The following is a 22211-nucleotide window of genomic DNA, read 5'->3' as shown; positions in this document are numbered from 1 at the left end:
TTCTCTCCTTATAAGCCTAAGTGACCCATCAGGGTCTTAACATAACGCCGGCTGACTAAGGCTTGGTTGCCACCGGCCAATTCGGCCGTCATATTCCCAGAGAAGCTGTTTGATAACGATTGCAAGTGATCGAGGTTGATAACGGCGTGCTTAGAAATTTGAACAAAGTTTGCCTGACCGAGTCGATCGACAAAATGACCTAACCGCTCTTTAACTAAAATTTGCTGGCGAGTAGTCGTGATGACGAGCTGACCAGCTTCTACATCAATCAAAATCAGATCAGCCACCCTCAACAAAATAATTTCATCGGCTGTTTTGACCGAGAGAATGCCGAATTTTGTGGTAGTAGCCTGCGTGGTAGAAGGCGCCGAGTGGCGGACGCTCTCATCAAAGTTTAAATTTGCTGGCTGGACTGTGGACGCTTGTGCATCTTTCGAGAGCGATTGGTCAGCCATTCCTATAGATGATTTTAGTGGTACAGCTGGATTGGACGGTTTAACCGATTGGTAGCGACGCAAATAAGCCAACAAGTCTGTCACCGCTTGATTAGCTGCTGAGGCTTCAACCGTGACCTCCACCTGATCACCTTTCATTTGATGATTTTTTCGAAAATAAACTTCCACTAAGATACCCCAACAAATTTTATTTGGTCCTTGGCCGATTGCGACCATCGTGTAGAACCTGTACTAGCAATAATAGGCAACCACTTCCTATTAATCCTAACACAACCAAGTTGCTTTCCATCCCCGTCAACAAGTGTCCCCATTGGGCCCGAATGCCCATTTCTTGATTAAAGCTCTCGATGGCCCTACTCTGACCGGCAAAAGATGACGAAATTGTCTCATTCATCAGCACCTGACGGAAGAGCGTTGCCACATAAAAACTGGGTGTCACTTTCATCAATGTTTGAGCAAAATCAGGTAGGGAACCGATTGGGATATAACCACCGACCAAAAAGCCACTGGCGGTTCCAACAATCGTTGCCATCTTTGACAAATTGTCGACCGTTTCAATCCGATTCAAAATCAAGGCGTTTAGAAGCGTCGATAGCACAGCACTTAAGAGCATGACCCAGACGAGGCCAACTAAGCTTTCAGCCGTCAGGCTCAAGCCATCAACCATCACAAAGTATGTCGCCATCACAACAAAAACAACTACCTGCATCAAGAATCCCACAACCGCAGCACTCAAAAGATAGGCTGCACGGCGGGTGATTGGCTTGGTGTCTGTCAAGAAGAGGTCCGCACTGACGTGCGTCTCCTTGTCCTTCACTAGCTGTGAAAGAGCCGTCAGCGTCGTGGTAACCCCAGTAATCGCCAAAGTTCCACCAATCAGCCAGGTATCAAGGAGTTGATTTTTATGGGGAACACCGGACCAATCAGAACTGATACCCTTCTTCAAAAAGACAATGTAAAGAATAAAGGAAATTAGCGCGCCCATTAAGGACATCACTACCCCACTGCGGTTGCGAAAATATAATAATTGGTTTCGTTTCATTAGGGCAAACATTAGCGCACCTCCTGCCCAGTTAAGGCGATAAAGGCATCGTCCATTGTGCCCTGTAAGTACTCAAAATCAGTCACAGCGTCTTTATTTTGGCTCAGCAAGGCGATTGTTTCACTGGCAGTTAGCCCCTTAATCAGTAGCTGCTCTGCACCCTCGTGGCTCTTGCTTTCAAAGTCATAGCCCTGGCTAAGCAACCGTTCTGCCCCGTCTGCCTGGACTTCCAAACGCAACTGACTCGGTGCATATTGATGTTTAATTGCCTTTGCGGAGCCACTAGCAATCACCTGGCCATGATCGATGATCGCAACTTGATCAGCTTGGTCCGTTTCATCCAAGTAATGTGTCGTCAAAACAATCGTTAGTTGGTCTTTTCGCTGTAGGTCTTCTAGCAAGTGCCAAATTGCCCGCCTAGTCTGAATATCCAAACCGGTCGTCGGTTCATCTAAGAAAAGAATATCCGGCTTGTTCAACAATGCTCTGGCAATATCAACTCGTCGTTTTTGCCCACCTGACAATGTGCCATAACGTTGCTCAGCAAAGGTCATTAGTCCTAAGTCTTTAACTAAGGTGCCCACTCTATCTACGGGAATACCTTTGTACTGAGCAGCCCGAATTGCCAAATTTTCATGAACAGTTAATTCCCCGTCTAAGACGCTATTCTGAAAGACAACGCCAATTTTGGTTTTTTCTGCGTAAACGACTTCCCCACTGGCTGCTTGATCCAATCCCGTCAGCATCCGCATTGTTGTCGATTTACCCGCTCCGTTTGGCCCAAGCAAGGCTGTTAAGGACCCCTTTGCTATGGATAAGTTAATTCGCTTGACTGCTTCAAAGTTGCCATAGCGTTGACTCAAGTTAATTGCTTTTAAAATCATTTATCTCTCCTCCAACGTTTTTATTCTAACTATCTTCTGCTTTTATGTCTCAGATTCTTCGCCAAGCGGTTCCGTTTTGGCCCCAAGCGGTTAAAAAATCAGTCATATTAAGTATTTTCCAGTTGATTTTTCCATAATGTTCGAATGAATTCTAATATATATCAGCACAGCCCACATTACCTGCATTTTTGTAAACAACCGGTGTATAATAGATTGAAATTGAGGAAAAAAGGGATTCATGAATGTCCAAACAAACCATTGCAATCGTCGGAGCAGGATTATCTGGCGTTTACATTACTAAGCGGTTAGCCCGCAAAATTCGCAGAACTGATCATCAGATTCTGCTTTTTAATGATGGTAGCGAAGCGATGACCTTACAAAATGTTTTACCACAGATTGCTGTTAACACCGTTCCCGTTGAGGGCGCACGTTATGATCTCTTCCAACTTTTAAAAAATGACGAAAACGTCACCTTTATCAACCAACGAGTTGATGACATCAACTTTAACGATCACTTATTGATGACCAAGAAAAACGATTACCACTATGACTACCTAATTTTAACAACCGGTAGTATTGGTTCTGCCTTTGGTATTCCAGGTGTTGTCGAGCATGCCACATTATTTAACTCATTTAATGGCGCATTGGCTGTTCAAGCTGATTTAGAAGAATTCTTGGAACAGCAAAAAACAAATCCTGAACATAGCTTAAATATTACGGTTGTTGGTGGTGGGCCGAGTGGGGTCGAACTAATGGCCGAGCTAGCAAACTTTAAAAACCATCACAAAATTGACCCAGAACGAATTAGACTAACCTTGATTAATGCTAGCCAAGTTCTCTTACCAGCCTTAACGGAACCCGAATTAAGTCAAAAGGCAAAAGATTTTTTAACGAAACGGGGAGTTGAAGTCTTCAATAATACGCGTGTGCTTGGGATGACCAAGGACCGACTGACACTATTGGATGGCCGGCAACTATTCACCGACAAGGTCTATTGGGCCACCGGTCTACAAGTTGAACCCTTTTCCAATCGTTGGGGGATTGCCATTAACGACCATGGGCAATTAACCGTCGATAAGCACTTCCGGGTCTTGACCGATGAAGGCGCGCCATTATCAAACGTTTTTGCAGCTGGAAACATTGCTGCCTTTACACAAAACAATCAAGAAGGGCTACCCCAATTGGCGCTAGCTGCCGAATACGCTGGTAATATTATTATCAACAGACTGATTTACCAATTAGGATTAGCCAAGGACCATGGCAAGAGTGCCAAGGAACAAAAAAATCCTGGCTATTTTGTTTCCCTTGGCAAGAACTATGGTCTCACAAATGCCTATGGCCGCAATGGTTCTGCAGGACTGGTTGCACGTTGGGGAAAACATGCCATTAACCTATCATTTTTCGCTGGAATTGGCTCTGCTTACGGCTTCTTCCGTTACTTCCGCTATGGTCGTCCAAAGCGATAATCAACTAAATCGCCAACAAAAAAGCTCGAAACCAATTAAGGTTTCGAGCTTTTTGTTTATCAAGCAATTAGTCAACTAACTCCAAGATAACCATTTGTGCAGCATCGCCACGACGTTGCACAGTCTTTAAGATGCGAGTGTAACCACCATTACGTTCTGCAAAACGTGGTGACACTTCTTCAAACAACTTTTGCAAAGCAGTTTGTACGCGAATGTTATCGCCATCTTCCTTGACATCAGCAACTTCGTTACGCACGAACTTAGCGGCCTTACGACGGGCTGCCAAATCAGCGTGCTTTCCAAGCGTGATCATCTTGTCAGCTGTCTTGCGAACTTCCTTGGCGCGGGCTTCAGTAGTTTGAATCCGACCATTGATCAACAAGTCAGTCGTCAAGTCACGCAACATTGCCTTACGTTGTGATGAAGTACGGCCTAGCTTACGGTATGACATCGGTTAATCCTCCTTTTTCTAAACTTTTGATGAATATTAATCTTCTTGATGGAAGCCTAAGCCCATTTCGGTCAACTTTTCTTGAATTTCGTCTAATGACTTACGTCCTAAGTTACGGACCTTCATCATGTCGGCTTCTGAGCGATCAGTCAACTCTTCAATCGTGTTGATTCCTGCTCGCTTCAAGCAGTTGTATGAACGAACGGACAAGTCCAAATCTTCGATTGGAGCGGCATCAGCTGCAGTACTTGTAGCCTTTTCCGTTTCAACCATGACTTTAGTCTCTTGGGCAACAGGGGAAATATCCGTGAACAAGTTCAAGTGTTCTGTTAGAATCTTTGAACCAAGACTCAAAGCATCGCTTGGCTTGATTGAACCATTAGTCCAAACTTCCATGGTCAGCTTATCGTAATCGTCGCGAGAACCAACACGTTTGTTTTCAACGTGGTAATTAACTCGTTCGATTGGTGTGTAAATCGAATCAACCGTTAAAACACCGATTGGCATTTCATCACGTAATTGCTTGTTTTCTTCAGCTGAAGAATAACCCCGACCCTTTACAGCCGTAACCGTCATGTGTAATGACTTTCCAGCTGCCAAAGTTGCAATATGCAAATCTGGGTTCAAGACTTCAATGTCAGCTGATCCTGTCAAATCAGCTGCAGTAACGTCCTTTGGTCCTTGAACATCAATTTCCAAAGCGTGCTCTTCAGCTGAGTCCGTAGCGAAAACAACTTTTTTCAAGTTCAAAATCAACTGGGTCACGTCTTCTACAACACCATCAACGGTTGAGAATTCGTGGACCACACCGTCAATTTGGACTGTGTTGACCGCTACGCCAGGAAGCGATGATAGCAAGACACGACGAAGGGAGTTGCCCAAAGTCGTCCCATAGCCACGCTCCAGAGGTTCCACGATAAACTTACCGTAGTTGGCATCCTCTTCGATGTTATGAATATCTGGCTTTTCAAATTCAATCATCTGTTAACTCTAACCCCCTCTTTCAAAGCAAGCGCAATGAAATTAATTAAACACGACGACGCTTTGGTGGGCGTGATCCGTTATGGGGAACTGGGGTAACATCCTTGATTGACGTTACTTCAAGACCAGCTGCGGCCAATGCACGAATTGCTGATTCACGACCGGAACCAGGGCCCTTAACCGTAACAGCAACAGTGCGCATGTTAACTTCCAATGCGGACTTAGCAGCTGCTTCCGCTGCTTGTTGAGCAGCGAATGGTGTTGACTTACGTGATCCCTTAAATCCAAGGGCACCAGCTGATGACCAGGCAACAGCGTTACCTTGGGCATCGGTAATCATGACGATAGTGTTATTGAAAGTTGCGTGGATATGTGCCACACCAGATTCAATGTTCTTTTTCACACGACGCTTGCGTGTAGTACGAACTGCCATAATTTTTGCCTCCTTTTCAAATTCTTTATAATTTCTCGGGTTAGTGATGACTAACCAACATTACACAACTATGGTTGTGATAATCATTTCTCACAAAAGTGAGGCTCTTTTAGAAAAGGACAGCAGTCTTGCGACAATATGCCGTTTTCTTATTAAAGAGATTGGTAAAAAGGTTTTTACTTCTTCTTACCAGCAATTGCCGTAGCTGGGCCTTTGCGAGTACGGGCGTTGTTCTTCGTGTGTTGTCCACGAACGGGCAATCCCTTACGGTGACGAATACCACGGTATGAGGCGATTTCTTGCAATCCCTTGATATCAAGCGATACCTTACGACGCAAGTCACCTTCCAACTGCAAGTTCAAAGCAGCGATAGCTTCACGAATTTGATCTTCTTGATCAACCGTCAAGTCGCGCACTCGAACGTCTTCAGAAACCTTAGCCGTAGCCAAGATCTTTTGGGCAGTTGTATTACCGATTCCGTAGATGTATGTTAAACCAATGACAATTCGCTTGTCACGTGGCAAATCGATACCTTCAATACGAGCCATAACAATTTACCTCCTTTTAATATTTTGAAAGAACTTCTAAGTTCATTTTCAAGCGTTTTTTATCTTTGTAAGTAAAAATTACTTACCTGCGCGTTGCTTGTGCTTAGGGTTAGCTGGGCAAATAATCATTGTCCGGCCGTTACGCTTAATCACACGGCAAGATTCGCACATTTTTTTAACTGATGGACGCACCTTCATAATCTATTCCTCCTATTCGGTTAACTGATTATCGACCGTTTCACTAATTTTTAGCGGAAACGGTAAGTAATACGACCCTTTGTCAAGTCGTATGGTGACATTTCAACCGTGACACGGTCACCTGGCAAGATCCGAATATAATTCTTACGAATCTTCCCGGAAACGTGTGCTAAAATGACCGCACCATTTTCAAGTTCGACTTGAAACATTGCATTTGGCATCGTTTCTTTAACTTTGCCCTCAATTTCAATGACATCGTTGGCCACGCAGATTACCTCCTATGTAACCATCATTCAACATAATCGATAAGGCGGTCAACCTTATTGATTATACCAGGATTTCCCTGAATTATCAAGAAAAGCCTTTTAGTCCAAGGCATTCAAGACCGATTTTACATCAGAGTAAATTCGGTCTAATTCACCATTACCATCGATGGTGTGCAAAACACCATGATTTTCATAGTAATCAACCAAAGGCAAGTTGGCCTTCTTGTTGACTTCCAAACGGTGCGCGATAACATCCTTTGTGTCATCCGCCCGTCCCCGGTTCATTAACCGGTCAACCAAAACTTGGTCAGGAACTTCAAAATACAAGGTAGCCGAAACCTTGCTGTTCTTTTCGGCTAAGAATTGGTCCAAGAACTTTGCCTGTTCTTCATTACGTGGGTAGCCGTCCAGCATAAAGCCGTTTTCAACTACGTCAGGTTGCGATAGTCGATCAGCGACCATCGCATTCGTAATTTCATCAGGAACTAAGTTACCAGCATCCATGAAGGCTTTTGCTTTTTGTCCAAGCTCAGTTTCTTCTTTCATGTTGGCCCGGAAGATATCGCCAGTACTAATGTGAACCATTGGATAATCAGCAATAATCTTCTCAGCTTGGGTTCCCTTACCTGCACCAGGTAGACCCAATAAAATTAGGTTTTTCGTCATGATTGAACTCCTTTTAAACCAGCTTAACGGATGAAGCCTAGGTAGTTCTTCTTTTGCAAGAGACCATCGATTTGACGAATCAAATCAAGGGTAACCCCGATGGCAATCAGCAAAGAAGTTCCACCCAAACCAATCTTTTCATTAAGTCCCCATACATCAGATGCAATCAATGGTACCAAGGCGACAAAGCCAAGATACAAAGCCCCAACAAACGACAAGCGTAAGAGCAGCTTTGTGACAAACTTTTGCGTTTCGACACCAGGACGAACATCAACAATGTAAGCCCCCTGCTTTTGCAAGTTTTCAGCCAACTTTTCAGGATTGACCTGGACAAAAGCGTAGAAGTAAGTAAAGAGAATAATCAGAACAGTGTAAAAAATTGCTCCAGTTGTTGTTTGCATGGAGAAAATCTGCTGTAGGACTTTAAACCAGCCAACGTTACTATACTTACTCTGGAAGGCGAAGAGGATTGTCTGTGGTGTTGAAATCAATGACGAAGCAAAGATCACAGGAATCACCCCAGAAACATTTAACTTCAAAGGTAGGTAAGCTTCAGCCCCGTAGGAAGAAGCTGACCGTGTATATTGGATTTGCAAACGGCGACTTGCTTCATAAAACCAGGTCGTAATTCCGACAACCAAAATAATTGCCGTCAGTAAAACCGCCATGAAAATCCAGCCGGTAACCTTGTCGCTCCCACTAACTTGCAGAACATTTTCCTTGAAAATTTCCCACAAACCAGAAGGCATTTGAGAAATAATTCCAGAAAAGATAATCATAGAAACACCGTTTCCAAGACCCTTTTCGGTAATCATTTCTCCCAACCACATGGCAAAGAAAGTTCCAATGGTCATGACCGACCCAATCAGCAGGAAGGAGGTCACGTTATTGGTCTGCTTCACCAAACCATAGGCGGCTAAGGAGTTGAATCCAGCGGTAATTCCCACTGATTGCAAAAAGGCAAAGATAATGGTCAAGTACCGAGTAGCTTGATTCAGCTTCCGGCGACCAACTTCGCCTTGTTTACTCCATTCAACAAAACGTGGCACGATATCTAACTGCAGCAACTGCACAACAATTTGCGCAGTAACATAAGGCGAGACCCCCATCGCAAAAAGCGAGAAGTTCAGTAAGCCTCCACCCGAAAAAATATTTAAAATATTCAGCAAGCCTGAACCAGAAACTGAATTCAAGGCAGCAGGATTAACACCTGGAACAGTGATGTGAGTCCCAATGCGGTAAACAAAGAGAATCAAAATCGTCCAAAGCATTTTCTTACGAATATCTTTTTGTCGGATTGCATTAAATAGCGTGCGCCACATTTTAGATCACCTCGGTTGTACCACCAGCTTGTTCGATGGCCTTAACTGCAGCAGCAGAGAACTTGTGGGCCTTAATCGTCAACTTCTTTTCCAATTGACCATTACCCAAGACCTTGATTCCGTCTTTTTGGTTCTTTACTACACCGTTTTCAATCAACAAAGCAGGTGTTACTTCGGTGCCGTTATCGAAGTTGTTCAACTTGTCCAAGTTAACAACTGCGAATTCCTTGCGTGAGATATTTGTAAATCCACGCTTTGGAATACGGCGGTACAAAGGCATTTGTCCACCTTCGAACCCAAGACGTGTCTTACCACGGGCCTTTTGTCCCTTTTGGCCTCGACCAGCAGTCTTACCGTTTCCAGATGAAGTACCACGACCAACACGGTTACGTGTCTGGCGTGAACCCAAAGCAGGTTGCAATTCGTTCAAATTCATCGTTTGGTCCCTCCTTTTTCTAAATTTTTTTTATTTTACTTCTTCAACAGCAACCAAGTGAGCAATATGGAAAATTGCGCCACGAGTAGCTGCGTTATCAGGCTTCACCACTGAGCTTGACACACGGTTAAGTCCAAGTGACTTAACAATGGCACGTTGCTTAGGCAAGCGATGAGCCGCACTCTTAATCAAAGTGATTTTCAAATCAGCCATGTTATCGCTCCTTATTCAGCCAAGTGTTCCAATGAAACACCACGTAACTTTGCCACTTGTTCAGCATCCTTTAAGCTGTTCAATGCATCAAAAGTTGCACGAACAACGTTGACAGGAGTTGATGAACCCAATGACTTAGCAGTCACATCGTTGATACCAGCCAATTCCATTACGGAACGAGTAGCACCACCGGCGGCAACCCCAGCACCTTCCTTAGCAGGCTTAACCAGGATCTTACCACCAGCCCATTCACCAAGAACTTCGTGAGGAATAGTAGTACCAACTGTTGGTACAGTGATCAAGTTACGCTTTGCGTCTTCAACGGCCTTACGGATAGCTTCTGGCACTTCTTGTGCCTTACCAGTTCCAAAACCAACATGACCCTGCTTGTCACCAACGACAACCAAAGCACCGAAGCGCAAACGACGTCCACCCTTAACAACCTTGGTAACACGGTTAATTGCAACAACGTTTTCTTCTAATTCGCCTAATTCCTTAGGGTTTACGAATTCAACCATTTGTATTATTCCTCCTTTCCTTAGAACTTCAAGCCGTTTTCACGAGCAGCATCGGCCAAAGCCTTCACACGTCCGTGATAAACATAACCACCGCGATCGAAGACAACTTCTTCGATGTTAGCAGCCTTAGCATTCTTAGCGATCATCTCGCCAACTTTAACGGCTTGTTCAACCTTTGTACCGGTAACATCGGCACTTTGTGATGAGGCACTTGCTAGCGTTACACCCGCTACGTCATCAATTAATTGAGCGTAGATGTTGACATTAGAACGGAAAACGTTCAAACGTGGGCGAGCAGCAGTACCAGAGATCTTGCCGCGGACACGCTTGTGGCGTTGTACGCGAAGCTTATTCTTATCTGGTTTCGTAATCATAGCTGTGCTTTCCTTTTCTTTAAGTGGTTAAACCACTTTCAAATAATCTTTGTTTATTAAATGTAAAACGGGTTAAGAAGCGAAAAGCTTACTTACCAGTCTTACCTTCCTTACGACGGACAACTTCGCCTTCGTAACGAATTCCCTTACCCTTATATGGTTCTGGTGGGCGAATTGCGCGAATTTCCGCAGCAAAATCACCAACTGCTTGCTTTGAGATTCCAGAAATCTTGATAGTCAAGGCATCAGGAACTTCAACAGTCAAACCGTCGCGGTCTTCAAAGTCAACAGGGTGTGAATACCCAACTGACAGAGTCAACTTTGAACCAGACTTTGCGGCACGGTAACCAACACCGACCATCTTCAAAGTCTTTGAGAAGCCGTTAGTAACGCCTTCAACCATGTTTGAGAAGTTTGCAGTAGTCGTACCGTGCAATGCACGGTGCTTCTTATCTTCAGCTGCACGAGTAAATGATACTTCAGTACCATCCATGTGCATCGTGATTTCAGGGTTGATTGTGTAGTTCAATTCACCCTTAGGTCCCTTAACAGTCACAAATTGACCATCTTGCCTAACTTCAACGCCAGCAGGGATCGTAACGATTTTGTTTCCAATACGGCTCATGGTAAGTCTCCTTTCTTAGATATATTACCAAACGTAAGCCAGCACTTCGCCACCGACTTGCTTAGCACGTGCTACCTTATCAGTTACAACACCATTTGATGTTGAAACGATGGCAATACCAAGACCATTCAAGACCTTTGGCATTTCTTCGGCCTTGGCGTACTTACGCAAACCAGGCTTTGAAACACGCTTAATACCAGTGATGACACGCTCTTGATCTTCTCCGTACTTCAAAAATACGCGGATAACACCTTGCTTGTTGTCTTCCAAGTATTCTACATCACGGATGAAACCTTCTTGCTTCAAGATCTCGGCAATGCTCTTCTTCATTTTTGATGCTGGAATTTCAACGGAAGCGTGACGCGCCATGTTGGCGTTACGGATTCGAGTCAAAAAATCAGCGATTGGATCAGTCATAGACATCTATCGATATCCTCCTTTTATATTTTGAACGTCATCAAGAATTTGACACGCTCTTAAGTGCTTTAGACACTTGTCGCAAACACTTAAAAACGCGCCACCCAAATGAGTGACCGCATTTTTAAATTACTTACTTGGCAAAAGGCATGCCCAAGCCAGAAAGCAATTCGAAACCTTCTTCGTCGTTTGCAGCAGTCGTTACAATAACGATGTCCAAACCACGAACACGGTTAACCTTGTCAAAGTCGATTTCAGGGAAAATCAACTGTTCACGGATTCCCAAAGTGTAGTTTCCACGACCATCAAAGGCCTTAGAAGAAACACCGTGGAAGTCACGAACTCGAGGCAAAGAGATGTTAATCAACTTGTCCAAGAATTCAAACATACGTTCTCCACGCAAAGTAACCTTTGTACCGATAGCCATTCCTTCACGAAGACGGAATCCGGCGATTGACTTCTTTGCACGAGTGATAACTGGTTGTTGTCCAGCAATCAACTTCAATTCTTCAACCGCTTCATCGAGGTTCTTTGAGTTTGAAACCGCATCACCAACACCCATGTTTAAAACGATCTTTTCGATCTTTGGGGCTTGCATTGGTGAAGTAAAGTTAAACTTCTTGATCAAAGCAGGTTGAACTTCATTAACATATTTTACTTTTAATTCATTTGCCATGATAATGATTTCTACCTTTCAAAATAGATTATAGCTTGTTTTAGCCTAGCACATTGCCAGACTTCTTAGCAAAACGTACTTTCTTGCCATCTTCAAACTTAAAGCCAACCTTGGTTGGTTCGTTAGTTGATGGGTCAATCAATTGTACGTTTGATGCGTGGATAGGTGCTTCGATATCGATAACACCACCCTGTGGGTATTCGTTAGAAGGCTTTTGATGCTTCTTAACGAGGTTTACGCCTTCGACAACGACACGGTTCTTGGCAGCAACAGTCTTAGTGATTGTTCCTTCCTTACCCTTATCCTTACCAGCGATGACGCGAACCTTATCACCTGTTTTTACAAACATGATTGGCTCCTCCTAGTAGTATTAAAGCACTTCTGGTGCCAATGAAACGATTCGCGTAAAGTTGTTGTCACGCAATTCACGTGCGACAGGGCCAAAAATACGCGTTCCAACTGGTGACTTGTCATCCTTAACGATAACAGCAGCGTTTTCATCGAAGTTGATGTATGAACCATCAGTCCGACGCACGTCAGATACAGTTCGTACGATGACAGCCTTAACGACGTCACCCTTCTTAACGTTACCACCAGGGATAGCTTGCTTGACAGTAGCAACAATCATGTCACCAATACCAGCAACCTTACGGCCAGAACCACCGAGCACTTTAATCGTCAAGATTTCACGTGCGCCAGAGTTATCAGCCACTTTCAAACGACTCTCTTGTTGAATCATGGTTCATCCTCCTTGTTAGCAATAGTTTACGACGATTGGATTAAAGTCCGATTAGAGGATAACTGCCTCTTCAACAACCTTTACCAAACGGAAGTGCTTCGTTGCAGACAAAGGACGAGTTTCCATGATTTCAACAATATCGTTCATCTTAGCGATGTTCTTTTCATCATGGGCCTTGAACTTCTTAGTATAGCGAACTCGCTTACCATAAACCGGGTGGTTGATATAAGTATCAACAGCAACAGTGATCGTCTTGTCCATCTTGTCAGATACGACACGACCGCGGTAAGTCTTACGAGCGTTACGTTCTTCACTCATTTTTCAGCTTCTTCCTTTCGTCTTATTTGTTGGCTTGTGCCAATTGTTGTGCACGAATGACAGTCTTCACACGTGCAATGTCCTTACGAACTTTTGAAATACGGGCCGTGTTTTCTAATTGACCAGTAGCCAATTGAAAACGAAGGTTGAACAATTCTTCCTTGAATTCGGCTTCGCGCTTTTGCAAATCCGCAAGTGACAAAGCTTTTAATTCATTTGCTTTCGTCATTATTCAGCCTCCCGAGCAATAATCTTTGTACGTACAGGCAACTTGTGTTGTGCAAGACGCAATGCTTCTAAGGCAACAGGCTTAGCCACGCCACCAACTTCAAACATTACCTTACCACGCTTAACTGGGGCAACCCATCCTTCGGGAGCACCCTTACCGTTACCCATTCGAACACCAACACCCTTAGATGTATATGACTTGTGAGGGAAGATCTTAATCCAAACCTTACCACCACGCTTCATATAACGGGTCATTGCAATACGGGCAGCTTCGATTTGACGGTTGGTAATCCAGCTTGAAGTCGTTGCTTGCAAGCCATAATCACCAAAAGCCACCGTCTTTCCACCTTTAGCTTCGCCACGCATGTGACCACGGTGTACACGACGGAATTTAACACGCTTTGGTACTAACATGTCTGCTTCCCTCCTTACTTGTTCTTCTTCTTTGGCAACACATCACCACGGTAGATCCAAGTCTTGATACCCAAGTTTCCGTAAGCAGTAGCTGCTTCGTCCCATGAATAGTCAATGTCTGCACGAAGTGTGTGGAGTGGAACAGTTCCTTCAGTATACTGCTCGATACGTGACATATCTGCCCCGTTCAAACGACCCGAAACAACAATCTTAATTCCCTTAGCGCCGGCACGACGGGCACGTTGGATAGCACCACGCATTGCACGACGGAAAGCGATACGACGTTCCAAATCACCTGCAACTTGCAAGCCCACCAAGTGAGCTGACAAATCAGGCTTCTTAATTTCAACGATATTGATGAAGACACGCTTGTGGCGTCCACGTTCGTCAACATTCGTTAACTTAGCTAATTGAGTCCGCAACTTTTCAACTTCGGAACCACCCTTACCAATAACCATTCCTGGCTTGGCAGTGTGCAAAGTCAAATCGATACGTGACTTAGTTGAGCGTTCGATTTCTACGCGATCAACTGAAGCGTCCGTCAAGTTCTCTTCGATGTACTTACGAATACGCAAGTCTTCAAGAAGTTGGTTAGAAAAGTCTGCCTTATCAGCAAACCACTTCGCATCCCAGTCACGGATGACACCGACACGGAAGCCAGTTGGGTTAATCTTTTGACCCATTACTTTTCCTCCTTCTCAGCAACCACAATCGTAATGTGGCTTGTGCGCTTGTTAATTGCAGAAGCAGAACCCTTGGCACGAGGACGGAAACGCTTAAGCGTTGGTCCTTCGTTGGCAAATGCTTCCTTAACGATCAAATCTTCACGGTCAAGTGAAAAGTTGTTTTCAGCGTTAGCAACTGCTGAGTTCAAAACCTTATAAATATCTTCAGTAGAAGTATTAGGCAGGAACTTCAAAATTGCGAATGCTTCGTTGACATTCTTCCGACGAATCGTGTCAAGAACTAAGCGCGCCTTACGAGGGGCAACGCGAACGATCTTGGCGGTCGCCCGAGCTGATGTTACTTGTTCAGCCATTTTTCATTTCCTCCTTACTTAGTCTTCTTATCGTCGTTCTTGTGACCCTTGAACGTACGCGTTGGCACAAATTCACCTAACTTGTGACCAACCATGTCGTCTTGGACATAAACTGGAACGTGCTTGCGGCCATCATAGACTGCAATTGTAAATCCGATAAAACTTGGGAAAATTGTTGAGCGACGTGACCATGTCTTGATCACTGACTTCTTTTCTTGGTCCGCTTGGGCCTCAATCTTCTTAAGCAAGTGTGGGTCCGCAAATGGTCCCTTTTTTAAACTACGAGCCATTAGTTATCTCCTTCCCTTACTTACTCTTCCGACCGCGAACGATGAACTTGGTTGAGTTCTTCTTCTTATCGCGAGTCTTCTTACCAGCAGTCTTCTTACCCCATGGAGAAAGTGGACTTGGACGACCAACAGGGGCCTTTCCTTCACCACCACCGTGTGGGTGATCGTTAGGGTTCATTACAGAACCACGAACGTGAGGACGCTTTCCACGCCAACGGTTACGTCCGGCCTTACCCCAGTTGATCAATGAATGTTCTGAGTTACCAACTTCACCAATAGTGGCGCGGTTAGTGCTCAAAACCAAACGTACTTCACCTGAAGTCAAACGAACGATAGTGTACTTACCATCACGTCCCAAAATTTGAGCAGAAGCTCCAGCGGAACGTGCCAATTGACCACCCTTACCGTTCTTCAATTCGATGTTGTGAATCAAAGTACCTTCAGGAATAGCACTCAATGGCAAGGCATTACCGACCTTAATGTCGGCATCAGAACCAGATTGAACCTTATCGCCAACCTTAAGTCCCTTAGGCGCCAAGATGTAGGCCTTGATACCGTCTTCATAAACGAGCAAGGCGATGTTAGCCGTACGGTTTGGATCGTATTCGATTGCCTTAACCGTTGCGAACTTGTCGTCCTTGGTACGCTTAAAGTCAATAATACGGTAGGCTTGCTTGTGTCCACCAGCCTTGTGGCGAACTGTCATGCGACCTTGTGCGTTACGCGCACCGGTCTTTGACTTCTTTGCCAACAAACTCTTTTCGGGCGTTGACTTCGTGATTTCTGCAAAATCAGAAGTCGTCATGTTACGACGTCCGTTAGAGGTTGGCTTGTATTTCTTGATAGCCAATGTCTTATCCTCCTATTAAAAATTAACCTTCGTTAAAGATTTGAATATCTTTTGAGTCAGCCTTCAAAGTAACGATAGCCTTCTTCATCTTACGAGTGAATCCAACATAACGTCCTTGACGCTTCTTCTTACCGCGAACATTTGCGGTATTCAAACGTGCAACTTGTACATCGAAGATTTCTTCGATAGCACGCTTGATTTCTGGCTTAGTGGCCCGAACATCAACTTCAAATACATAACGCTTCATTTCTGTTTGCGCCATTGAAGCTTCGGTAATGATTGGGCGGCGGATAATATCGCGTGCATCCATTAGGCGAGACCTCCTTGGATTTCTTCGATCGCTGCTTGAACAACCACCAGCTTATCAGCGTTAACAACGTCCAAGACGTTGATACCGTTTGTTGTCATCACTTGAACGTTTGCCAAGTTACGAGCTGACAACAAAGCATTTTGGTTACCTTCATCAACGATTACCAAGGCCTTTGAATCAACAGCCAAGTTTGTCAAAACTTCTTTGAAGTTCTTTGTCTTAGCTTCATCAAATGCCAAAGCATCAACTACGACCAACTTGTTGTCAGCCAACTTTTGTGACAAAGCTGACTTCAAGGCTAATTGATAAGCCTTCTTGTTGATCCGGTAAGAGTAAGAACGTGGGGTTGGGCCGAATACGATTCCACCACCACGCCATTGTGGCGCGCGGATAGAACCTTGACGGGCACGACCAGTTCCCTTTTGCTTCCATGGCTTACGTCCACCACCAGAAACAGCGGAACGGTTCTTAACCGCATGCGTTCCCTGACGCATTGATGCGCGTTGCATCAAAACTGCATCAGTAATCACAGCATTGTTTGGTTCAACGGCGAAAACTGCTTCGTTTAAGTCCAAGTCAGCAGCCTTTGAACCATCTTGCTTTAATACAGCAACTTTTGTCATGATTGATTGTTCTCCTTTCTATAAAGTATTAAGCTTCTTCAGCCTGAGCTTCAGCAGCTGGCTTTGCGCCGGCCATCTTCACTTCAGGGTGCTTAGCATTTGTCTTAACAGTTGACTTGATTGTCAAAAGTGACTTGTTTGCTCCAGGGACGTTTCCCTTCAACAACAACAAGTTGTTTTCAACATCAACGTGAACAATCGCAATATTTTGCATTGTCCGCTTTTGGTTACCCATACGACCAGGCAAGAGCTTACCCTTAAATACCCGGTTGATGATAGCACCCATTGAACCTGGGCGACGGTGGTAACGAGAACCGTGACTCATAGGACCACGTGATTGACCCAAGCGCTTAATAGCACCTTGGAAACCATGTCCCTTAGTAATACCGGTAACATCAACATATTCACCGGCTTGGAAAGTGTCAACAGCAATTGCATCCCCAACGCTGTATTCGCCTTCCGCATCACGGACTTCACGAATGTAGCGCTTAGGGGCTGTGTTGGCTTTTGCAACGTGGCCTTGTTCAGGTTTGTTTGACAAAATCTCGCGCTTGTCTTGGTAACCCAACTGCAAAGCATTGTATCCATCAGTTGCTTGCGTCTTAACTTGCAAAACAACGTTTGGAGTAGCTTCAACAGCAGTCACGGCGATCAATTCACCAGATTCAGTAAAAACCTGAGTCATACCGACTTTACGGCCTAAGATACCTTTAGTCATGACTAATCTCCTTCATTTCATCGCTAAACTATTTTATCTAGCGGGGTGGTACTTTAAATTAGAGCTTGATTTCAATTGCAACACCAGCTGGCAATTCAAGCTTACGCAATGCGTCGACTGTCTTGTCAGTTGGGTTCACAATGTCGACCAAACGCTTGTGAGTTCGCATTTCGAACTGTTCACGAGCATCCTTGTACTTGTGGGGTGAACTAAGCACCGTGTACAATGTCCGTTCAGTAGGCAAAGGAATCGGACCGGCGATTTCTGCGCCAGTACGCTTTGCTGTTTCAACAATCTTGTCTGCTGATTGGTCCAAGATACGGTGTTCGTATGCCTTCAAGCGGATACGGATCTTCTTTTGTGCCATTTTCGTGCCTCCTCGTTGATTTTGTAAATCAGCTAACTCCGATCAAAAACCGACAACACCATTTGCGGTGTTTTGCGCGCCCTTGGCAACGCGGCCGCGCGTGTCGCAACCTTAATCATCATCGCTAAACGTTGATACACCAGTCTTTTTGAGGGGTTTGCATCGGCAACCCCAAAAGGCGTACTTGAATATAATAACAGAAAAACCCTTGACTAGCAAGGGTTTCTACGGATTTATTTTATTTTTTAGCAATTTTCTTTCGTTTAGAATCGATAATATTTTTTATCGTAATCACTGCTTTTAAGAAAAATTATTTATTTGAAAACTCTTACGGGTTTTACCTATCAAAAAATCAATGAGATCTTCATTTTATGACGATCGTGAAATCTTGAATTCTAGGAAAGCGTCATTATAGCGTTGCGTCCACTCTTGATTAAAAGTTTGATAAACCTGCAGTCGGTCCAGTGTCGCAGCGGATGGATAAAAGGCTGGATCGGACTTCTCCTCAGCTGGCAACAGCTCATAGGCCCCCTTGTTTGCCGTTGCATAACCAACGTATTCGGCATTTTGTTTAGCATTTTCAGGTTTATTTAAGAAGTTAATCAATGCGTAGGCCGCATCCTGATGCTTGGCATTCTTTGGAATCACCAAGTTATCAAACCACTCGTTGGAACCATCTTTCGGTACCAAATAAGCTAAGTCCGAGTTTTGTGACATTGCCTGCGCCGCTTCCCCAGAGTATGTTACCCCGATACTAGCTTCTCCCTGAGCCATATAAATCTTGAGCTCATCGGCCACAATGGCTTTGACATTTGGCATCAGAGTATCTAACTTTCCCTTTGCCGCTGCCAAATCAGCAATATTTTGATCATTAACAGACTTGCCTTGTGAAATCAGGGTCATCCCCAAAATATCACGGGCTGAATCGACCAACATAATTTGTTTCTTGAATTGTGGTGACCACAGTTTCGACCAGGTATCAATCTGATCAGCACTCACCTTTTTCTTATTATAGAGAATACCCAACGTCCCCCAGAAATATGGAACGGAGTATTTGTTGTGTGGATCAAAGGTCTGATTTAAAAACCGGGAATCAATATTGCTCATGCCGGTAATCTTGGACTTGTCCAATGGGGCTAATAAGCCTTCTTGGGCCATCTTATCCACCATGTAATCGGATGGAACCGTTAAATCATAATTGGTCCCCCCCTGCTTTATCTTGGTGTACATGGCCTCATTCGAGTCAAATGTCTGATAGTTCACCTTATAACCAGTCTCTTTGGTAAACTTTATCAGTAAATCAGGATCGATATAATCACCCCAATTATAGAAGTTTAAGACTTTTTCGCCACTGACCTCATCCTTACGACTATTATCAAAAACCGCCTTTCCGGCTACCAGGCCAACAACAACCAGTAAAATGGCTAAAATACTTAAAAAAACTTTTTTCATTTAACCTTCTCCCTTAGTTCCGGACTCTTTTGGCGCTGATTTAGATTTAACCGGTTAATAAAGTAGTAGGCCACAGCAATAGCCAAAGAAAAGAGAAAAATCAGAGCCGATAAAGCATTAATCTCTAATGAAACCCCCTGACGAGCTCGCGAATAAATTTCGACAGCTAACGTCGAAAAACCGTTTCCAGTGACAAAAAAAGTCACGGCAAAGTCATCCAATGAATAGGTCAAGGCCATGAAAAAGCCCGCCACAATGCCCGGCGTAATCGCTGGAATGGTGACCTGCCCCAAGACCTGAGTTGGGCGAGCCCCTAAGTCCTGAGCGGCCAAAACCAAATCCGGGTTCATCTCCTGCAATCGAGGCAAGACCATCAAAACCACAATTGGAATAGAGAAAGCAACATGGGCCAGCAAAACAGTGGCAAAGCCCAGTGAGAACTTCAAGGTCGTAAAGAGAATTAAGAATGCTGCCCCAATGATGACATCGGGCGAAACCAATAAGACATTATTCAGGGAAAGTAGAGTGCCTTTAACCGTTCGCCGGTGCACACGAAAGATGGCTAGTGCACCCAAGGTCCCAATAATGGTTGCTAATAAAGCGGACAGCAAGGCAACAATTCCAGTTTCAAAAACAATATCGATTAAACGGGTGTCCTGCCACAGTTCGCCATAATGCTTAAAGGAAAAACCAGCAAAGCCCTGCATTGTTGTTCCCGCATTAAAAGAATAGAAGACGAGGTACAAAATTGGCAAGTAAAGAATCAAAAACATCACGATCAAATATGGGGTTCTGATTTTTTTCATGACCGACCTCCCTTCTGCTTATCCTGTGTCAAGAGCATCGTAATCACCATCGCAACAATTAAGATTACTCCAATTGTCGATCCAAAAGCCCAGTTTTGAGTCACTAAGAAATGCTCTTCGATTGCTGTACCTAAAGTAATCACCCGATTACCACCAATCAGACGGGTAATCATAAAGAGTGACAAACTGGGGATAAAGACCGCTTGAATACCGGCTTTTACCCCAGGCATTGATAGAGGCCAGATGACTTTTTTTAAAGTTTGCCAGGAACTCGCTCCAAGGTCACGACTAGCAGCCGCCAACAATGGGTCGATATCACTTAAAACATTAAAAATCGGCAAAATCATAAAGGGGAGCTCAACATAGGCCGCCACTAAAAGAAAGGACCAGTCAGTAAAAAGTAACTGTATGGGGTGAAAGCCAACCGCTGTCAAAGTTGAGTTGACTAGCCCACCTTGCCCTAATAAACCAATAAAGGCATAAGTTTTCAACAACAAGTTAATCCAAGTTGGCAAAATGACGAGCAACAACCAAAACTGCTTATTTTTCAGGGTTGTCAAAAAATAGGCGGTTGGATAAGCAAAAACCAGTGTTATGACAGTAATTAAAAAGGCGTACCAAATTGAATTAAAGGTCATGGCCAAATAGGAACCTGAGGTAAAAAAAGCCTGATAATTTGCCAGCGTGAAATGGTGGTTTTGATCCTGCAACGACTCAAAGAGGAGCAAAAAAAGCGGTAACACTACAAAGCCGACGAGCCACAGACCATAAATTCCAAGATAAGCAGAGGTAAAACCCCGCTTTTGTTTTTTAAAAGACAGTGCCATTAGCCTTGTCCTCCCGATTGTGACTGACCATCCTGAGCAGCTTGCAAAGCCTCTTCGGCCTCTTCTTCACCGTAGGATTCCAGCCGGGCATCAAAGGCAGCTTCACTTTCGTTATAGCGCATAATGTGAATATCTTCAGGGTCAAAAGTAAGGCCAACCCGAGCACCAACGGTAGCCGGATTGGTCGCCTGAACCTGCCAGGTATTCATATCATCATCAACGGCCGTAATTTCGTAATAGTCCCCACGGAAAAGTTGGTCTTGAATAGTCACAACTAATTTACCGTTGGCCGGGTCAGTCAAATCCAAATCCTCCGGACGCAAAACGACTTCGACCCGCTCGTTTGGCCGCATACCGGCATCAACGTTTTCAAAATCTTTACCGACAAAATGAACTAGGTAATCACGTTTCATAATGCCAGGAACAATATTGGTTTCCCCAATAAAATCAGCAACAAAGTGATTAATTGGTTCATCGTAAATATCTTCTGGCGTCCCATTTTGTTGGATTAAACCATCATGCATGACAAAAATCCAATCGGACATTGCCAGGGCTTCTTCCTGGTCGTGCGTCACAAAAACAAAGGTAATCCCCAGGCGCTTTTGGATATTACGCAATTCCTGCTGTAATTCCTTACGCAGCTTATAATCCAAGGCGGACAAGGGTTCATCCAAGAGGAGCACTTCAGGGTCGTTGGCCAAAGCACGAGCGATTGCGACACGCTGCTGTTGACCACCTGAAAGTTCACTGATTTCCCGGCGCTCAAAACTTGATAGCTTAACCAAACCAAGCATTTCCCGGACCTTATCTTGAATGTCCTTTTCGGCCATCTTCTTTAAACGCGGACCGAAGGCCACATTATCAAAGACATTCATATTTGGAAAAAGGGAATAATTCTGAAAGACCGTGTTCACCCGTCTTCTTTCAGCCGGTACATCATTGATGACCTGTCCCTCAAAAAAAATTTTGCCCGCATCGGCTTGTAACTGACCAGAAATCAGTTTCAGAATCGTCGATTTTCCAGAGCCAGATGGGCCCAATAGTGTATAAAACTTCCCTGATTCTAAGACCAAGTCAATTTCCTTTAATACTGCCGTATCACCAAAAGATAAGGCGACTTTGGCAAACTCAAGAATCGGCATCTTTTCAACCATGTTACTTCTCCAATCATCATTGCCACCATCTTACAACAAATGAGACAACAGACCAAACTTTAAAATTTTATCAAAAACAAAAAACCAGGTTGCTAAGCAACCTGG

General features: G+C 44.2%; 36 protein-coding genes. 1 reads left to right on the top strand and 35 read right to left on the bottom strand.

What is annotated here, in order from left to right; all coding sequences use genetic code 11:
* Window positions 1-8: 8 nt before the first annotated feature.
* Genes ACSYSH_RS06050 through ACSYSH_RS06040 form a run of 3 tightly spaced genes read right to left on the bottom strand, consistent with a single transcriptional unit; the run spans window position 9 to window position 2381 of the window.
* A complete protein-coding gene (locus ACSYSH_RS06050) occupies window positions 9-623 on the bottom strand; it encodes a LytTR family DNA-binding domain-containing protein (protein WP_491706148.1) in 615 nt (204 codons plus the stop codon).
* A 19-nt stretch (window positions 624-642) separates the two neighbouring features.
* Window positions 643-1509, bottom strand: a complete 867-nt coding sequence (locus ACSYSH_RS06045; RefSeq protein WP_491702192.1) for an ABC transporter permease — start codon at window positions 1507-1509, stop codon at window positions 643-645.
* The gene (locus ACSYSH_RS06040) at window positions 1509-2381 is read right to left on the bottom strand and encodes an ABC transporter ATP-binding protein (RefSeq protein WP_491702193.1); all 873 of its coding nucleotides are present in this window, start codon (window positions 2379-2381) and stop codon (window positions 1509-1511) included. The genes ACSYSH_RS06045 and ACSYSH_RS06040 overlap by 1 nt, the downstream gene beginning before the upstream one ends.
* A 242-nt stretch (window positions 2382-2623) precedes the next feature.
* Between ACSYSH_RS06040 and ACSYSH_RS06035 the strand changes: the two genes are divergently transcribed.
* On the top strand, window positions 2624-3847 hold the full coding sequence (locus ACSYSH_RS06035) for an NAD(P)/FAD-dependent oxidoreductase (RefSeq protein ID WP_491702194.1): 1224 nt from the start codon (window positions 2624-2626) through the stop codon (window positions 3845-3847).
* Window positions 3848-3914: 67 nt separating this feature from the next.
* Here ACSYSH_RS06035 and rplQ read toward each other — a convergent pair whose 3' ends face one another.
* The 32 genes from rplQ to ACSYSH_RS05875 all read right to left on the bottom strand — a co-directional run bounded on the left by rplQ (window position 3915) and on the right by ACSYSH_RS05875 (window position 22106).
* The gene (gene rplQ, locus ACSYSH_RS06030; RefSeq protein ID WP_252774359.1) at window positions 3915-4298 is read right to left on the bottom strand and encodes a 50S ribosomal protein L17; all 384 of its coding nucleotides are present in this window, start codon (window positions 4296-4298) and stop codon (window positions 3915-3917) included.
* Between the two features lie 36 nt (window positions 4299-4334).
* A complete protein-coding gene (locus ACSYSH_RS06025; protein WP_489816236.1) occupies window positions 4335-5279 on the bottom strand; it encodes a DNA-directed RNA polymerase subunit alpha in 945 nt (314 codons plus the stop codon).
* A gap of 46 nt (window positions 5280-5325) precedes the next feature.
* Window positions 5326-5712, bottom strand: a complete 387-nt coding sequence (rpsK, locus tag ACSYSH_RS06020) for a 30S ribosomal protein S11 (RefSeq protein ID WP_047975005.1) — start codon at window positions 5710-5712, stop codon at window positions 5326-5328.
* 176 nt (window positions 5713-5888) lie between these two features.
* On the bottom strand, window positions 5889-6260 hold the full coding sequence (gene rpsM / locus ACSYSH_RS06015) for a 30S ribosomal protein S13 (protein ID WP_047975006.1): 372 nt from the start codon (window positions 6258-6260) through the stop codon (window positions 5889-5891).
* Between the two features lie 78 nt (window positions 6261-6338).
* Window positions 6339-6458, bottom strand: coding sequence for a 50S ribosomal protein L36 (rpmJ, locus tag ACSYSH_RS06010; RefSeq protein ID WP_074717856.1), 120 nt, complete (start codon window positions 6456-6458; stop codon window positions 6339-6341).
* Between the two features lie 50 nt (window positions 6459-6508).
* Window positions 6509-6724, bottom strand: coding sequence for a translation initiation factor IF-1 (gene infA / locus ACSYSH_RS06005; protein WP_010691205.1), 216 nt, complete (start codon window positions 6722-6724; stop codon window positions 6509-6511).
* 99 nt (window positions 6725-6823) lie between these two features.
* Window positions 6824-7390, bottom strand: a complete 567-nt coding sequence (locus ACSYSH_RS06000) for an adenylate kinase (RefSeq protein ID WP_491702195.1) — start codon at window positions 7388-7390, stop codon at window positions 6824-6826.
* 23 nt (window positions 7391-7413) lie between these two features.
* A complete protein-coding gene (secY, locus tag ACSYSH_RS05995) occupies window positions 7414-8712 on the bottom strand; it encodes a preprotein translocase subunit SecY (RefSeq protein ID WP_491702196.1) in 1299 nt (432 codons plus the stop codon).
* A gap of 1 nt (window position 8713) precedes the next feature.
* Window positions 8714-9148, bottom strand: coding sequence for a 50S ribosomal protein L15 (rplO, locus tag ACSYSH_RS05990; RefSeq protein ID WP_047975009.1), 435 nt, complete (start codon window positions 9146-9148; stop codon window positions 8714-8716).
* 30 nt (window positions 9149-9178) lie between these two features.
* On the bottom strand, window positions 9179-9361 hold the full coding sequence (gene rpmD / locus ACSYSH_RS05985) for a 50S ribosomal protein L30 (protein ID WP_047975010.1): 183 nt from the start codon (window positions 9359-9361) through the stop codon (window positions 9179-9181).
* 11 nt (window positions 9362-9372) lie between these two features.
* Entirely contained in the window at window positions 9373-9879 is a 507-nt protein-coding gene (rpsE, locus tag ACSYSH_RS05980; RefSeq protein ID WP_252774363.1) for a 30S ribosomal protein S5, read from the bottom strand.
* A 20-nt stretch (window positions 9880-9899) separates the two neighbouring features.
* Entirely contained in the window at window positions 9900-10253 is a 354-nt protein-coding gene (gene rplR, locus ACSYSH_RS05975) for a 50S ribosomal protein L18 (RefSeq protein ID WP_047975012.1), read from the bottom strand.
* 88 nt (window positions 10254-10341) lie between these two features.
* Window positions 10342-10878: a 50S ribosomal protein L6 gene (gene rplF, locus ACSYSH_RS05970; RefSeq protein WP_491702197.1), complete on the bottom strand. Its 537-nt coding sequence runs from the start codon at window positions 10876-10878 to the stop codon at window positions 10342-10344.
* A gap of 24 nt (window positions 10879-10902) precedes the next feature.
* Window positions 10903-11301, bottom strand: coding sequence for a 30S ribosomal protein S8 (rpsH, locus tag ACSYSH_RS05965; protein ID WP_047975014.1), 399 nt, complete (start codon window positions 11299-11301; stop codon window positions 10903-10905).
* A gap of 127 nt (window positions 11302-11428) precedes the next feature.
* Window positions 11429-11971 (bottom strand): 50S ribosomal protein L5, encoded by a 543-nt coding sequence (rplE, locus tag ACSYSH_RS05960; protein ID WP_047975015.1) that lies wholly within the window; start codon window positions 11969-11971, stop codon window positions 11429-11431.
* A gap of 40 nt (window positions 11972-12011) precedes the next feature.
* Window positions 12012-12320: a 50S ribosomal protein L24 gene (rplX, locus tag ACSYSH_RS05955; RefSeq protein WP_047975016.1), complete on the bottom strand. Its 309-nt coding sequence runs from the start codon at window positions 12318-12320 to the stop codon at window positions 12012-12014.
* A gap of 21 nt (window positions 12321-12341) precedes the next feature.
* On the bottom strand, window positions 12342-12710 hold the full coding sequence (gene rplN, locus ACSYSH_RS05950; protein ID WP_047975017.1) for a 50S ribosomal protein L14: 369 nt from the start codon (window positions 12708-12710) through the stop codon (window positions 12342-12344).
* 51 nt (window positions 12711-12761) lie between these two features.
* Entirely contained in the window at window positions 12762-13028 is a 267-nt protein-coding gene (gene rpsQ, locus ACSYSH_RS05945; protein WP_252774365.1) for a 30S ribosomal protein S17, read from the bottom strand.
* Between the two features lie 22 nt (window positions 13029-13050).
* The gene (rpmC, locus tag ACSYSH_RS05940; RefSeq protein ID WP_059377827.1) at window positions 13051-13257 is read right to left on the bottom strand and encodes a 50S ribosomal protein L29; all 207 of its coding nucleotides are present in this window, start codon (window positions 13255-13257) and stop codon (window positions 13051-13053) included.
* Entirely contained in the window at window positions 13257-13670 is a 414-nt protein-coding gene (rplP, locus tag ACSYSH_RS05935) for a 50S ribosomal protein L16 (protein WP_047975020.1), read from the bottom strand. Before rplP ends, rpmC begins: the two co-directional genes overlap by 1 nt.
* 14 nt (window positions 13671-13684) lie before the next feature.
* Complete coding sequence (gene rpsC, locus ACSYSH_RS05930) at window positions 13685-14353, bottom strand: 30S ribosomal protein S3 (RefSeq protein WP_047975021.1); 669 nt, start codon at window positions 14351-14353, stop codon at window positions 13685-13687.
* Entirely contained in the window at window positions 14353-14709 is a 357-nt protein-coding gene (rplV, locus tag ACSYSH_RS05925) for a 50S ribosomal protein L22 (protein ID WP_010691186.1), read from the bottom strand. Before rplV ends, rpsC begins: the two co-directional genes overlap by 1 nt.
* Window positions 14710-14723: 14 nt before the next feature.
* The gene (rpsS, locus tag ACSYSH_RS05920) at window positions 14724-14999 is read right to left on the bottom strand and encodes a 30S ribosomal protein S19 (protein WP_047975022.1); all 276 of its coding nucleotides are present in this window, start codon (window positions 14997-14999) and stop codon (window positions 14724-14726) included.
* Window positions 15000-15015: 16 nt separating this feature from the next.
* On the bottom strand, window positions 15016-15849 hold the full coding sequence (gene rplB, locus ACSYSH_RS05915; protein ID WP_252774366.1) for a 50S ribosomal protein L2: 834 nt from the start codon (window positions 15847-15849) through the stop codon (window positions 15016-15018).
* A 22-nt stretch (window positions 15850-15871) separates the two neighbouring features.
* Complete coding sequence (gene rplW, locus ACSYSH_RS05910) at window positions 15872-16159, bottom strand: 50S ribosomal protein L23 (protein ID WP_047975024.1); 288 nt, start codon at window positions 16157-16159, stop codon at window positions 15872-15874.
* On the bottom strand, window positions 16159-16782 hold the full coding sequence (gene rplD, locus ACSYSH_RS05905; protein ID WP_252774367.1) for a 50S ribosomal protein L4: 624 nt from the start codon (window positions 16780-16782) through the stop codon (window positions 16159-16161). Before rplD ends, rplW begins: the two co-directional genes overlap by 1 nt.
* Before the next feature lie 28 nt (window positions 16783-16810).
* On the bottom strand, window positions 16811-17500 hold the full coding sequence (gene rplC, locus ACSYSH_RS05900; protein WP_047975026.1) for a 50S ribosomal protein L3: 690 nt from the start codon (window positions 17498-17500) through the stop codon (window positions 16811-16813).
* A 58-nt stretch (window positions 17501-17558) separates the two neighbouring features.
* The gene (gene rpsJ, locus ACSYSH_RS05895) at window positions 17559-17867 is read right to left on the bottom strand and encodes a 30S ribosomal protein S10 (protein WP_047975027.1); all 309 of its coding nucleotides are present in this window, start codon (window positions 17865-17867) and stop codon (window positions 17559-17561) included.
* A 369-nt stretch (window positions 17868-18236) separates the two neighbouring features.
* Window positions 18237-19319, bottom strand: a complete 1083-nt coding sequence (locus ACSYSH_RS05890; RefSeq protein WP_489816235.1) for an ABC transporter substrate-binding protein — start codon at window positions 19317-19319, stop codon at window positions 18237-18239.
* Entirely contained in the window at window positions 19316-20125 is an 810-nt protein-coding gene (locus tag ACSYSH_RS05885; protein WP_491702198.1) for an ABC transporter permease, read from the bottom strand. Before ACSYSH_RS05885 ends, ACSYSH_RS05890 begins: the two co-directional genes overlap by 4 nt.
* A complete protein-coding gene (locus ACSYSH_RS05880; protein WP_252774370.1) occupies window positions 20122-20952 on the bottom strand; it encodes an ABC transporter permease in 831 nt (276 codons plus the stop codon). Before ACSYSH_RS05880 ends, ACSYSH_RS05885 begins: the two co-directional genes overlap by 4 nt.
* Window positions 20952-22106 (bottom strand): ABC transporter ATP-binding protein, encoded by a 1155-nt coding sequence (locus tag ACSYSH_RS05875; protein WP_491702199.1) that lies wholly within the window; start codon window positions 22104-22106, stop codon window positions 20952-20954. Before ACSYSH_RS05875 ends, ACSYSH_RS05880 begins: the two co-directional genes overlap by 1 nt.
* Window positions 22107-22211 lie beyond the last annotated feature (105 nt).

The sequence above is a fragment of the Fructobacillus sp. ESL1117 genome, assembly GCF_058508565.1.
The sequence above is the reverse complement of the archived record's forward strand: the minus strand, read 5'-3'. Positions and strand labels throughout refer to the sequence as shown.